Genomic DNA, 12,947 nt, shown 5'->3' on the forward strand with positions numbered 1-12,947 from the left:
CAGGTTGCCTTTTAATTGCAAACGTTTCCGGTAACGTTTGTATTTTAACAACGGCTTTTTTGTTCAAAAATACAGGTAATTTTAAAATTATTATTAAGATTTGATCGAAAAAACGGCTCTTTTCTTGAGATTATGTAAATTTGGGCAAAACGGATTGAAAGTGAAAACATCGTATTGTAACATAGGGAACGTTTCCGGAAACGTTTGTGAATGAGGTGTGCATGTGGCAAATATTAAAGACGTGGCTAAACATTTAGGTATTTCAGTATCTACAGTTTCAAGAGCAATGAATAATCATCCCGATGTGCGCGAAGAGACAAAGCTGCAAGTAATGGAGGCGATCCGAGCTCTAAATTACAGGCCCAATGCGATAGCGAGAGGATTAATTAACAAAAAAACGTATACGATCGGTTTAATGATCCCGGAAATATCGGATCCGTTTTTTGCTGGTCTAGCCAATGCAGTTGAGGATACTTTATCCAAAAAAGGGTATCAGGTTGTGTACGGAAATACGAACCGCGACCCTGATAAGGAAAAACAGTTTCTTTCCAATGCCATTGAGCGACAGTTTGACGGGCTTATTATTACTCCCGATTTCTTGGATGAGTCCTTCAAGGAACTCATTTCCAGTCTGGATATGCCTGTCGTATTTTTACGAAGAAGAACGCCCCCGGGATTATCGGCCCCCTATGTTGATGTTGATCATTATGAGGCAGCAACAGAGGCGGTCAATTATTTAATCGGTATGGGCCACAGGCAGATCGGATTTATCGGGATGCCGGAAAGCTCATTTACCGGGATTCAAAGATTGCTTGGCTATAAAGATACCATGTGGAAGCACGGTCTTCTCTCTGATGACAGCAACATCGTTATGAGTGGTGGAAGAAACATAGACAGCGGCCGAAAGGCCATGAGAATGCTGTATGAGAAAAATCCGAACATAACTGCTGTATTCGCCGGGAACGATTTGCTTGGTATCGGGGCTCTCGAATGGCTGGCTCAGCACAAAATTGCGGTACCGGATCAGATTTCCGTCATAGGCTTCGATAATTTGGAATACACAGAGCTGCACTGGATCCAATTAACTACAATGGAGCAGCCCCGTACGGAAATGGGTGCCAAAGCGGCCGAGCTGCTGCTGCAAATGGTTTCTGATAAAGAAATGACCCCTAAATCCGAATTGATCAAGGCCAAGTTGATCGTAAGGCAAACCTGTAAGGCGCTGCAAATATAACAATCAATCTAAGATCATGCTATCCTGCTTCTTCAACCCCATGCCCATTGGGCAACAAAACAAGGAGGAACAAACGTGTTGAAAAAATGGATTGGTGTATTAACTGCCTTTACGCTCGTCAGTGTTGTAACGTTAACCGGATGCGGAACCAACAGTGCAGGTCCAACAACGGCTTCTGCTCCGAAACCGGCTGAAACCAAAGAAGCACCCAAAGACACCCCTGCAGCATCCAAAAAACTGACCGTGTATGCCGCCCTCAATGAAGATGATATTGTGCAAATTCAAAAAAAGTTTAAAGAAGATACGGGTATAGAAATCGAATATTTGCGTTTAAGCGGAGCTGGAGAGGCAAGCACACGAATTCAGGCTGAAAAAGCTTCCCCCAAAGCAGATATATTTGTCGGCGGCTCTGTTGAATTTTACGAGCCCCTCGCATCCCAAGGATTACTTGAGAAATATTCTTCCCCTAACGCCAAGGAGCTCGATGCCCAGTTCAATGATCCTAAAGGCTTCTGGCAAGGATGGTACATGGGCGTACTTGGCATCGTGCTGAATAAGGACAGATTCAAAAAAGAGCTTGAACCCAAAGGCATTAAAGAACCGAAAACGTGGGATGATCTGCTTGATCCTGCCTACAAAGGCTTATTCATAACATCCAACCCGGCAACAGCTGGCGGAGGATACATTTTTGTAGCAGACCAGCTGTTCAGATTGGGCGAAGACAAAGGCTGGGACTATTTGAAAAAGCTCAATGACAACGTTCATCACTACACCCCTGCTGCTGGTGACGGCATTAATCTTACGGCTACAGGTGAATTTGTCGCTGGGATGTCCTGGGCCCATGATATCGTTAAATCGGCCAAGCAAGGCTATCCAATTCAGGTTATCGTTCCAGAGCAAACTGCGTTTGAAATCGGCGGCGTCGGTGTTGTGAAAGGCGGAGCCAACACGGACAATGCGAAGAAGTTCGTTGACTGGCTGTTAACCAAGCCGGTTGGAGAAATGAATACGAAATTATCGAACCGTTATTCAGTGAGAAAAGACGTGGCTCCACCGGAAGGTATGATTAAAATCGAGGATGTTAAGCTTGTGAAATATGACCGTGAGAAAGCTTCCCAGATGAAGGCTGATGTTGTGAAGAAGTTCACTGAAGTGACCGGAAAGAAATAACAATCGCAACCGCCATATAAAGCAAACCGCTGACTTGCCTGTGCGGGAAATGTTTCTCTCTTACCACATAGGCAAGTTTAGCAATCGAAAGGTGTGACCTGCCTTGACCTCACGTGCTGTTAAAGACGCATGGGCCGATTTGAAACGATTGAAGCAAGAGCCGATTCTAGCTGCGCTTATAGTCATGATCATATTGATCACTGTTTATTTTGTATGCTGGCCGATCCTAAAAGTCATTAGCTTTCCTCAATTAAGCGATTATCTACAACTGTTCAGCAATTCACGTTGGTTTCAGGCAGCGTTAAACAGCTTGTTCATGACGGTTATTTCAACGATTTCCTGCACCGTCGTCGCTTTTATTTTTGCTTATTCCATTACAAGGCTGAATATTCCCCTCAAAGGGCTTTTCCGTTTTATTACCCTTTTACCGATTGTCTCCCCTCCTTTTATCGTCGCGCTGTCGTACATTTTACTGTTTGGCAGACAGGGGATCATTTCCAAGCATGTGCTGCACCTTAACTTTGATATTTACGGCTGGCATGGGTTATGGCTGGTTCAGACGATTACATTTTTCCCATATGCCTATGCTGTTATTAACGGGGTCCTCAAGGCCGGTCCGACGAACCTGGAATATGCTGCGTATAACCTGGGAGCAACTCGCTGGCAAGTATTTAAGGATGTATTGTTCCCGCTATGCAGACCCGGGGTTGCGGGAGGCGCACTCATCGCCGCCATGAATGTGCTGGCTGATTTCGGCAATCCGATGATTATCGGAGGCAACTATACGCTTCTTCCAACTGAGGCTTATATGCAGATGGCCGGATTGTTCGACCTGCCTTCGGCAGCCATGCTGTCTACGGCTTTGCTCATTCCAGCGCTCGGATTGTTTGTACTGAACAGGAATTGGGTCGGACAACGCTCCTATGTAACCGTCACTGGCAAAGAAACCTCCTTGGCGCCGTATCCTGTCCCTTTTTATGTAAAATGGGGTTTGTTCTCCTTCTGTTTGTTCGTTACGGCAGTTATATTAGCGGTCTATGGAGTGTTGTTCTACGGAGCGTTCACGAAGACATGGGGATATGACTGGTCCTTTACTCTGAATAATATGAGCTATGTGTTTGCCAAAGGTAAAGAAATGTTCAACAGCATCAAGTTTGCACTCATTTCCTCGATTGCAGCAGCATTATTTTCACTGCCGCTTGCTTATATCGTACAAAGAAAGCAGATTGGGATCAACCGTTTTCTGGATTTTCTGGCCATTTTACCTGGAGCTGTTCCAGGGGTATTTCTCGGACTCGGGTTTGCCATTGCTTTTAACGAAGGGCCGCTTGTACTGACGGGAACCTCGGCTATTATGATTATCGCATTGATGTTCTGGAATTTACCCACCTGTTACAGCGCCAGTCTTGCAGGCCTGCAGCAGATTGGAACCTCTCTGGAGGAAGCGTCGCTCAATATGGGCGCTGGCAATTTCAGAACGTTCAAGAACATCCTGCTCCCCCTGCTCAGAGGGCCTTTTCTATCGGGACTTGTACTTTCCTTCCTACGTTCAGTGACCTGCCTAAGCGTAATCATATTTATTTATTCGGCAGGAACGTCGGTCGGTACGATTTCAATTCTGGGCCTTGTACAGAACGGTGCCTGGGGCAGCGCATCAGCATTTACGGTCGTGCTTATTTCCATCGCCTTCGCCGTACTCGGCATAGCTCGACTTTTGATGAAAGAACAGGGTAAATCCATTGGGTTATAACGGAGGCATATGATGAGTGCAGAGAACTCGATTATCAAAATTGAAAATGTGACGAAGCAGTTCGGAGCTTTCAAGGCCATCAATAATGTATCACTGGACATACAAAGAGGCAGCTTTACCACGCTTCTCGGGCCAAGCGGCTGTGGAAAAACGACGCTGATGAGGTTGATCGCCGGTTTTCATGAGCCCGACTCCGGAACTATTTATATAGAAGGAAAGAAAGTAAACGGCACGCCGGTGTACAAAAGAAACACCCCGCTCGTTTTTCAAGAATATGCGCTATTCCCCCATATGACTGTTTTTGAGAATATTGCCTACGGCTTAAAGCTGAAAAAGGTGCCCACCAATGTGCTAAAGGAAAAAGTCGAAGCGATGCTCGATATGTTCGGACTACAGGGGTTGGAGCACAGGTATCCGAAGCAGATGAGCGGAGGCCAGCAGCAGAGAGTCGCATTCGCGAGGGCATTGATCATAGGACAAAACATTTTGCTGATGGATGAGCCTTTAAGCAATCTGGATGCCAAAATGCGTGTGGAAGTGAGAAACGATATAAGAGATATGCAGCAGCGCGCCGGAATCACGGCAATCTTCGTAACCCATGACCAGGACGAAGCACTTTCATTGTCAGACCGGATTGCCGTGTTCAACAAAGGGACCATCTATCAGGTCGGTACACCCTGGGAAGTTTATTTTAAACCGAACAACAGGTTTGTAGCCGACTTTGTAGGTGTTGCCAACTTCCTGAACGGTGAAGTGGTTGGCGTGGAAGCTGAGGATTATATCGTCAAATGTGCGGATATGGCGATCAGGGTCGATAAAACCGGTTATACTGCAAAACTGGGAGACAAGGTGACACTGGTTATAAGACCGGAATGCATTTCCGTTATCCCTTATGAAACTAGCCATGGAAATTACGATAATGTGTGGAGCGGGGTCATTACAAGAAGCAGCTTTCTGGGTCGAATGATCAGATATTGGGCAGAAGCCGGTTCTATGCAGTGGATCGTTGATGATACCAGTCCAAGTGTTCGTGGATATTTGGAAGGTAACATCCGTATTGCCTTGGACAAAAAGAAGATCCATCTATTAATTGGAGATGAAGCATGAGACCCATTGTATATGCATTGAATGTGGGTCGGGGTGACGCTTTTTTTCTGGAAATCCCCACGGAAAGCGAAGTCTTTGTCGTGCTTATCGACGGAGGGGATCAATTCTTTCATGAGTCCGTTATTCCGTTTCGTTTCATACAGGAACGAGGCTGGAAACAGATCGACCTGATGATTCTAACCCATCTTCATCCGGATCATCTGACAGGCTTGCTTGAAGTAGCGGAGCATATTCCTGTCATCGAGGCGGTTCTGCCTTACCCTCGGTTCTCGCCGGCTTTAAGTGATATTCGCCACCCAAAAGCGATACAAACAGCCCGGATGTTCCATGATTACAATCAATTATGGGAGCTGCTGCTCCAGCAAAATGCAACCATATCCTTGCGTCCACCTTTCATTGAAGATGCTGCCTCTGCATCATGGAGTTTCGGACATTTTGTATTGCGGCATCTGGACCCATTAAATGTCAATGATTTTCCGGCTTACGAGAACATTGTGCAGCTGTGTTCTTCACCTCTCGAACCGGCCATACAAGAGAAGCTTCTGATTAATTTCGATTCCTTATCCAATCAGGACAGCAGCGTCTGGCTATTCGAGCAGGCGGATGGTCTTCAGCTATTACTATTCGGTGGTGATGCGCTGCTCTCGAACTGGGATCGAATTATGCAGCATGAGAAGCTGCAGCCATGCGGCTTTAAGGTTGGCCATCACGGTATGGCTGATGGATGGAACGAACAGCTGCTCAGAAAGTTGTCTCCAGACTGGATATTAATTACGAACAATGACACCGAATATGAACAATTTCAGGATGAATGGGAACGGTTAGCGCAAACGTCTGGAGCTGAGTTATATGTTACAGGCTCGCAGTCGGGAACCCTTTACCTTTCATCTATGCTACCGCTTGCTCCAGAAAGGATTGTGTACAAATAATGCCGTCAGTGCATCGCTACCGCATGATCGTCACCGATATTGATGGGACACTGGTGGATCTGCAGCAAATGATCAGTAAGCGCAACAAGGAAATGATTTCTGCTTTTCAACAGCAGGGCGGAATCGTTACACTCGCCACTGGGCGGGTCGAAGAAGCCGCGCTGCCATACGCACAGGAGTTACATATCCGTCATCCGGTTATCTTATACAACGGGGGTAAAATTGTCGATTTCAACACGGATCACTGTTATTTTGAAGCAAGGCTTACGCTGAATGTCATTGAAAGATGCCTTCAATTACTGCAAGACCAACCACTGGATATGATTTTTTATGCCGACAAGCAAATATGGGTCAAAGAAATTACGCAGCCTATCGAGGCATATATGAAAAAGGATAGGGTGCAGTGTCACAGCTGGGATACTCCGGATTTTTTGAAGCAAAGCAATGTCAACAAAATACTAATCATTAAAGAAGATCAGGATTTTTCCGGAGTATCGGAAGCACTGGAATCTATGGTGGGGGTTAACTGTGAATTGGTGCGGTCGGAGCCTACGTACCTGGAAGTGCTGCCTCGGTCGGTGTCCAAAGGGCAGGCTTTAATAACGCTTGCGAAACATCTTGGAATCAAGCTGCAGGAAGTGATAGCGATCGGTGACAATTTAAACGATTTGGAAATGATACAGACGGCCGGATTGGGAGTTGCTGTCGGGAATGCACATCCAGAGCTCAAAGCGCATGCGCAGTATGTTGCGAAATCTCATCTCGAGCATGCCGTCGCGGAAGTCATTCACAAATATGGTCTGCATCGCATATCACATTCATCATGAATCGAATTATTATTGCCAAAATAAAATGATTATTTTCATACAACGGCAGAAATGCCGTTTTTATTTGGTCATGTGCATGTCCAAAAATTAATCCGACTTCTTCTTGCGCACCGGGTACAGCATGGTGAAATCGAATGTCTTGATGGATTCATAAGGAATGGTTAAAGCATTCAACGGTTCGAGTGGTACCGTCTCCATCCCCAACACACCTTGTCGCTTATCCAGCTCATAATCTGGTGACTGCTCCAGCCAAGCAAACATGGCTTCATACACACGCCACATGTGTGCTTCATCTCCGTGCACGCGCGCGCTCGCACACAGCCCTCCGATCACTTCCAATGCTTCTATGCCATCGGGTACATTACCGAATTCGGCAACCGCCAGTCCAACCCAGAGCGTATCGACCTTCCCGCCCCACTGCTCCTGTGGAATGAACACATACGCGGACGGTCCAAGCGTCAGTCGTGTATCGTCCAACGGAACCTGCGCTGTTAGCTTGCTCCAAGCCACCCGTGTACCACTCTTGTCCGGCAGCATTGCCGTCCGTACCGCAAGTGCTTTGAAAGGCGCTACTTCTACACATTCAACCGCTATCGTCTCCTGCATCATTCAACCTCTCCTTTTTACCTAAATTTCCACATTTTTATTAAACGTTCGTAATTTTGTTCTTATTCGCTATTCCCTCTTGTAATCCTCCTAAACTTCTCTGAATTACCATAATTTATTCATATTCATGTACTTCGACAATAAAAGCTAGGGGTTGACAGTAGCTTTCGAGTACATTTTTATCGACTATTTGGTAAGCTTTGAAAAAAGATTCATAGGAGGAATACGATGATTCAAGAGATGACCGTTTATGCTATCGTGTTTTTTGTTACAATCGGTATCATGCTTATTCTATGTATAGATGTAATCTCAAGGAGTCGCCCCGTGAAGCTATCAACCAAAAAAGAGATGGAAATACAAATGGATGGGGCTCAGACTTCCACAGATCATTATGAAAAAAATCTTGCTTTCCCCTTCTATGTCGACTGTACTCAAAGCTCCGATCAAGAACGTATAGAACATTAGCCCATAATGCGGAACAGATAACAAGGATAGTCCCGCTGCTTCTCCAGCAGCAGAGCTATCCTTGTTTTCATGTGTACACATCTTATATTCAAAAGTCTTCCTGATCTTCCGTAATGTCACCTATGACTCCGTTTTCCATTAAATATTCTCGAATCGCCTTGGTGCTGTTCGGTCTGGGCCATCCATCCTCCAGCAGTCGTTTTTCCGCCCAGAATAATACAATCCCTCTGATTTCCCGTTTGAGTGCATCATCAGATACATGAATAATACTATCCTTCAATATGGTTTTCATATTTACCTTCATGTCGGTTTGCAATCTGATCTTCATGCCATCACACCCTGTTTGTATGCCTATACTACAGGATATGTCCTTGCACCCGAATAGGTTTCACATTTTTAACAGATGTAAACAGGTATCATTTGAAATACAAGTCGTTCGGATCGGTCTTCGATCTTAAATTCGTGACATACCGACAATAATGCTGGTAATGTGCTTTATACAACTGACCGTTTTTGGCAGGGGAATAAGTCAGATACAGCTGGCGGCGGCTGACGTTGGCTGTATTCGGACCGCTTTGATGCGGCGTGAACGAATGAAAAATAATAATGTCTCCAGGTTCTGTCTCTACGATTTGTCCCTTGGCCGAATCGATTTCAGCGATTTCCTCCGCATTCATATTACGCAGCTCACCCAGCGTTGAGCGGAATTTAGAGTGATAGCCCGGAAATAGCTCCAAGCCCCCGTTTATCTTCGAGGCGCCATCAATAGCGACCATGACCGAAATCAATCCTTCTATCGGAAAGCCCTGCCACCATGCGGCATCCTGATGCATCGTATACCCTGTCACACCAGGAAGCTTATAAATAAGCTTGTCTTTGAACAACGTCGGTTCATCCTGATAAATATCACGAAGCGGTGATAAAATGCGTTCATCGTTTACCAGACCGTGGAATACGGCCGAAAGATCCTGCACAGGGTCGATCTTCTCGATAATGGAACGCTCTTCGATCTTACGGTAACCAACACGCAGGTTGTTCGGATCGAGATATTCGTTCAAGCTGAGCAGTCTTTCGCTATCTTGACGCCATACGGCAGCCTCTTGTTCGGAGAATACTTTTCGCAGCACGAGATACCCATTGTCGTTGTAACTCTTCAATTGATCGTTCGTTAAATAAGCAACCTTCTTCATGCCAACACATCCTTTTCTTTTTGACTATATAGTTTTTGCTCAATTCCTGATATCATCTTACTACGTACAAACCGAGACTTACATGCAGGAACTTCTTAACATCCATATCTTTTTTTGTGCGTAACCGAGAGGAGGACAAACGATGTTGGACACAACCTTCCAAGCATCTCTGGTGCTTTGGTACAATACTTCGATTAAAAGGTCATTTAAACTGGCAGAGGATACCTACGAGAATTGGGTGCTATTGGCGGCTGATGAAGGCAGCTTTTTGTATCGGATGGGTGATGAGGAAGGACGTACCAAATTTGGTGAGCTCCTACTGTGTCCTCCCGGTGTGACACTGTACCGCCAGGCGCTGGAGCCTATCTCTTTCCTATTCATCGAATTCAGGTGGACAGATGCGGAAGGTTGTCCTATTGTGCCTGGACCCGACGTCTCTTCAGGCAAAGTTTCCTTCCATAGAATCGATCACTACTCAGCGACGTTTTCGCGCATTCGCGAGTTTGCTGATTCGAACATTCAAGGGCAGTTCGCTTATAAACAGCATTTGTTGACCGATTTATTGTACTTATGTGCCGCAGAGCAGATGGACAAGACGACTCAAATCACTGCCGCGGATCCGGTCATCCGTACCGCGGTTCGACATATCCACAATCACGCATACGAGCCGCTTTCCTTGAAGCTTTTGTCTGATCAAGCGTCCTTGAGTCAGTCGCAATTTTCCAGACGATTCCAGACCGCTATGGGCGTCTCACCTATCGTGTATTTGACAGCTATCCGAATGCGCAAGGCACAGAACCTGCTGTTGAATACCGAGCTTACTTTGGAAGCGGTTGCCCAGCAATGCGGCTATCAGAACGGATTTTATTTGAGCCGTGTATTTTCCAATACCTATAATATGAGTCCATCTGCCTTTCGCAAAGCTTACCGGATTTAAGAAAGTCAGCTAAACAAAATAATAAATAACCAAACTTATTTCTATTACAATACTTTTGTTTGTGTTTGAATTTGATATATTCAAACACAAACAAATATGATAAGATGAAAACAAAATTAAATAAACATTCATACGGAGGTATAAGCATGGTACAAAGTTTGTGGGAAGCGTCTAAAGCATCAGAGCAAGTCAGCGGTCTGGATCAACTCGTTTATCGTTCCAATCTGATAGGCACGGATCGTCGCGTATGCAATTATGGTGGAGGAAATACATCCAGCAAAACCATCGTCAAGGATTTCCGTGGTCGTGACGTAGAGGTCATGTATGTCAAAGGCAGCGGTTCTGACCTGGCTTCCATGAAAGCTTCTAATTTTACTGGCCTGCGTATGGAGGATATTCGTCCTTTATTTGAGAAATCGGAAATGCCGGATGAAGAAATGGTCGCTTATTTGGCAAATTGCATGATTGACGCCAAACATCCACGCGCATCGATCGAAACGCTGCTGCACGCTTTTCTTCCATTTAAACACGTTGACCATACCCATCCCGATTCCATCATCAGTCTCTGCTGCGCCGATAATGGCAAGGAGCTGGCAAGTGAAATTTTCGGAGACCGTTTCGTGTGGGTCCCTTATATTCGTCCCGGCTTCACGCTCTCCAAAATGATCGCAGAAGGCGTGCTGAACAACCCTAAGGCTGAGCTTGTCCTTATGGAAAAACACGGCCTGGTCACTTGGGGCGAAACGTCTGAAGCGGCTTACGCCCAAACGATCAAAATCATTACCGAAGCGGAAAACTTCATCGAAGCACGCATTAAAAAAGAGCAGGTTTTTGGTGGTGTGAAGCATGCAGCACTTGCTGCAGATCTACGCAGAACCGTGGCTGCACAAGTGATGCCGACGATTCGTGGAGCGGTGAGCGATGCCAAGAAGATGATTCTATCGTTCGACGATGCCGACGATGTTTTGCAATTTGTAGGTGGACTCAACTCCGCAGCATTGTCCCAGGTTGGCGCGGCTTGCCCGGATCATCTCGTCCATACGAAGGTTGTGCCTTTGTTCATAGACTGGACACCCAACGCAGACGATATCGAAGGTTTGAAAGCGAAGCTAAAAGAAGGCGTCGCTGCATATAAAGAAATGTACAAAGCTTACTTCGACCGCAACAAAAATGAAGGCGATGTGATGTTTGAAGCTGCGCCGCGTGTCATTCTGATTCCGGGTGTAGGTATGATCAACACGGGCAAAAGCTGGGCGATGTCACAGGTTAGCGGCGCTTTGTATCACCGTGCAATAGCTGTCATGAGAGGCGCTACCGCTCTGGGTCAATTCGTATCGCTAAGTGAAAACGAATCCTACAATGTGGAATATTGGCCATTAGAGCTTTACAAATTGTCACTCGCTCCTGCAGAAGCGGAATTTTCTCGCAAAATTGCTTTTATTACCGGCGGAGCTGGCGGGATTGGCAGTGAAACGGCTCGTCGTCTTGTATCTGAAGGTGCGCATGTTGTACTGGCCGACCTTAACCTGGAGGGTGCCGAGAAGGTTGCGGCAGAAATCAATGCCAAGTATGGAGAGAACCGCGCGATTGCCGTCAAGATGGATGTAACGAGCGAAGAAATGATTCAAGCTGCTTATGCTGAGACTTCCATCACCTATGGTGGTGTGGACATTATCGTCAACAATGCCGGTCTTGCTACCTCCAGCCCCTTTGATCAGACATCGTTGAAGGAATGGAACCTGAACATGAACGTGCTCGGAACGGGATATTTCCTTGTGGCCCGTGAAGCCTTCATCCTGATGAAGGAACAAGCTATCGGCGGTAACATGGTATTCATTGGCTCCAAAAATTCCATATATGCTGGAAAAAGCGCGTCCGCATACAGCTCTGTCAAAGCGCTGGAAGCTCATCTCGCACGTTGTATCGCTACAGAGGGCGGAGAATTTGGTATTCGCGTCAATACGATCCTGCCGGATGCGATCCTGCAAGGCTCTGCGATCTGGAACGGAAGCTGGCGCAATGAACGTGCCGCTGCCTACGGCATTGAACCCGATCAACTGGAAGAACATTATCGTAAACGTACCACCCTGCTCGTTAATATTTATCCGCGTGATATTGCCGAAGGAATTGCCTTCTTTGCATCTTCCAAATCCGATAAAACAACCGGCTGCATGCTAACAATTGACGGCGGCGTTCCTGCTGCATTCACTCGTTAATCATTGCCTGTGCAAGTATGTTCTTAAGTGTACTCCGATGTATACAAACCAATACAATGAATGCATGTTTACCCCTTTGTATACATCGGATAACTCATAGATTTACTATTAAAAGGAGGCCGTGACATGCCGTCTGCCACAGGGGAAAAGCTTTGGATTATTCCTGACGGTTACATTCCGGAGATCAGTTCAGGAACGTTAACCAGCCACGAATCGATCTGTGTATTGAACACATCTTCAGAGGATGCACACATTACCATTACGATTTTTTTCGAGGATCGTCCTCCGCTTGAGGACATTCAGGAAATGGTTGCCGGCCGCCGGACCAAGCATATCCGCACGAGCTCCTTGGCTACCAAGGAAGGAACGTCTATTCCACTTGGTGTTCCCTATGCGATTGAAGTACAAAGCCATATTCCGATTATCGTACAATACAGCCGTCTGGATACGACTCAGGCCGAGAATGCTCTGATGTCGGTCATCGCTTATCCCATCAAATCCTAAGGTAGAGGAGCT

Annotated in this window: 13 protein-coding genes; 10 read left to right on the forward strand and 3 right to left on the reverse strand. The window is 46.1% G+C overall.

Translation table 11 applies throughout. The features are described 5' to 3' along the window. Positions 1 to 223: 223 nt before the first annotated feature. The 6 genes from OB236_RS03230 to OB236_RS03255 all read left to right on the forward strand — a co-directional run bounded on the left by OB236_RS03230 (position 224) and on the right by OB236_RS03255 (position 7,017). The gene (locus OB236_RS03230) at positions 224 to 1,234 is read left to right on the forward strand and encodes a LacI family DNA-binding transcriptional regulator (protein ID WP_262682708.1); all 1,011 of its coding nucleotides are present in this window, start codon (positions 224 to 226) and stop codon (positions 1,232 to 1,234) included. Between the two features lie 75 nt (positions 1,235 to 1,309). Beyond that, positions 1,310 to 2,404: an ABC transporter substrate-binding protein gene (locus OB236_RS03235; protein ID WP_262682709.1), complete on the forward strand. Its 1,095-nt coding sequence runs from the start codon at positions 1,310 to 1,312 to the stop codon at positions 2,402 to 2,404. 103 nt (positions 2,405 to 2,507) lie between these two features. Continuing rightward, positions 2,508 to 4,154 (forward strand): ABC transporter permease, encoded by a 1,647-nt coding sequence (locus OB236_RS03240; RefSeq protein WP_262682710.1) that lies wholly within the window; start codon positions 2,508 to 2,510, stop codon positions 4,152 to 4,154. 12 nt (positions 4,155 to 4,166) lie between these two features. Continuing rightward, entirely contained in the window at positions 4,167 to 5,261 is a 1,095-nt protein-coding gene (locus OB236_RS03245; RefSeq protein WP_262682711.1) for an ABC transporter ATP-binding protein, read from the forward strand. Further along, on the forward strand, positions 5,258 to 6,190 hold the full coding sequence (locus OB236_RS03250) for a ComEC/Rec2 family competence protein (RefSeq protein ID WP_262682712.1): 933 nt from the start codon (positions 5,258 to 5,260) through the stop codon (positions 6,188 to 6,190). Before OB236_RS03245 ends, OB236_RS03250 begins: the two co-directional genes overlap by 4 nt. Continuing rightward, positions 6,190 to 7,017, forward strand: coding sequence for a Cof-type HAD-IIB family hydrolase (locus OB236_RS03255; RefSeq protein WP_262682713.1), 828 nt, complete (start codon positions 6,190 to 6,192; stop codon positions 7,015 to 7,017). The genes OB236_RS03250 and OB236_RS03255 overlap by 1 nt, the downstream gene beginning before the upstream one ends. 87 nt (positions 7,018 to 7,104) lie before the next feature. Here the strand turns inward: OB236_RS03255 and OB236_RS03260 are convergent, their stop codons facing one another. After that, positions 7,105 to 7,626: a GyrI-like domain-containing protein gene (locus OB236_RS03260; protein ID WP_262682714.1), complete on the reverse strand. Its 522-nt coding sequence runs from the start codon at positions 7,624 to 7,626 to the stop codon at positions 7,105 to 7,107. 225 nt (positions 7,627 to 7,851) lie between these two features. Here OB236_RS03260 and OB236_RS03265 point away from each other — a divergent pair, with 225 nt between their 5' ends. Beyond that, the gene (locus OB236_RS03265; protein ID WP_076229511.1) at positions 7,852 to 8,088 is read left to right on the forward strand and encodes a hypothetical protein; all 237 of its coding nucleotides are present in this window, start codon (positions 7,852 to 7,854) and stop codon (positions 8,086 to 8,088) included. Between the two features lie 88 nt (positions 8,089 to 8,176). Here OB236_RS03265 and OB236_RS03270 read toward each other — a convergent pair whose 3' ends face one another. Beyond that, a complete protein-coding gene (locus OB236_RS03270; protein ID WP_076229510.1) occupies positions 8,177 to 8,416 on the reverse strand; it encodes a hypothetical protein in 240 nt (79 codons plus the stop codon). A gap of 88 nt (positions 8,417 to 8,504) precedes the next feature. Next, entirely contained in the window at positions 8,505 to 9,278 is a 774-nt protein-coding gene (locus OB236_RS03275) for a phytanoyl-CoA dioxygenase family protein (RefSeq protein WP_076229509.1), read from the reverse strand. A gap of 142 nt (positions 9,279 to 9,420) precedes the next feature. On the opposite strand from OB236_RS03275, the gene OB236_RS03280 reads away from it, so the two are divergent. The 3 genes from OB236_RS03280 to OB236_RS03290 all read left to right on the forward strand — a co-directional run bounded on the left by OB236_RS03280 (position 9,421) and on the right by OB236_RS03290 (position 12,935). After that, the gene (locus OB236_RS03280) at positions 9,421 to 10,215 is read left to right on the forward strand and encodes an AraC family transcriptional regulator (protein ID WP_262682716.1); all 795 of its coding nucleotides are present in this window, start codon (positions 9,421 to 9,423) and stop codon (positions 10,213 to 10,215) included. A gap of 146 nt (positions 10,216 to 10,361) precedes the next feature. Continuing rightward, the gene (locus OB236_RS03285; protein ID WP_262682717.1) at positions 10,362 to 12,431 is read left to right on the forward strand and encodes a bifunctional aldolase/short-chain dehydrogenase; all 2,070 of its coding nucleotides are present in this window, start codon (positions 10,362 to 10,364) and stop codon (positions 12,429 to 12,431) included. Between the two features lie 126 nt (positions 12,432 to 12,557). Then, positions 12,558 to 12,935 (forward strand): sensory rhodopsin transducer, encoded by a 378-nt coding sequence (locus OB236_RS03290; RefSeq protein WP_262682718.1) that lies wholly within the window; start codon positions 12,558 to 12,560, stop codon positions 12,933 to 12,935. The last annotated feature ends 12 nt before the right edge of the window (positions 12,936 to 12,947 follow it).

It is taken from the genome of Paenibacillus baimaensis, assembly GCF_025567575.1.

What these genes read in the sequence shown, in the direction of transcription:
- OB236_RS03270 (WP_076229510.1), bottom strand. Translation starts at nt 8,416, where the DNA reads ATGAAGATCAGATTGCAAACCGACATGAAGGTAAATATGAAAACCATA.
- OB236_RS03285 (WP_262682717.1), top strand. Translation starts at nt 10,362, where the DNA reads ATGGTACAAAGTTTGTGGGAAGCGTCTAAAGCATCAGAGCAAGTCAGC.
- OB236_RS03245 (WP_262682711.1), top strand. Translation starts at nt 4,167, where the DNA reads ATGAGTGCAGAGAACTCGATTATCAAAATTGAAAATGTGACGAAGCAG.
- OB236_RS03250 (WP_262682712.1), top strand. Translation starts at nt 5,258, where the DNA reads ATGAGACCCATTGTATATGCATTGAATGTGGGTCGGGGTGACGCTTTT.
- OB236_RS03280 (WP_262682716.1), top strand. Translation starts at nt 9,421, where the DNA reads ATGTTGGACACAACCTTCCAAGCATCTCTGGTGCTTTGGTACAATACT.
- OB236_RS03290 (WP_262682718.1), top strand. Translation starts at nt 12,558, where the DNA reads ATGCCGTCTGCCACAGGGGAAAAGCTTTGGATTATTCCTGACGGTTAC.
- OB236_RS03255 (WP_262682713.1), top strand. Translation starts at nt 6,190, where the DNA reads ATGCCGTCAGTGCATCGCTACCGCATGATCGTCACCGATATTGATGGG.
- OB236_RS03265 (WP_076229511.1), top strand. Translation starts at nt 7,852, where the DNA reads ATGATTCAAGAGATGACCGTTTATGCTATCGTGTTTTTTGTTACAATC.
- OB236_RS03260 (WP_262682714.1), bottom strand. Translation starts at nt 7,626, where the DNA reads ATGATGCAGGAGACGATAGCGGTTGAATGTGTAGAAGTAGCGCCTTTC.
- OB236_RS03275 (WP_076229509.1), bottom strand. Translation starts at nt 9,278, where the DNA reads ATGAAGAAGGTTGCTTATTTAACGAACGATCAATTGAAGAGTTACAAC.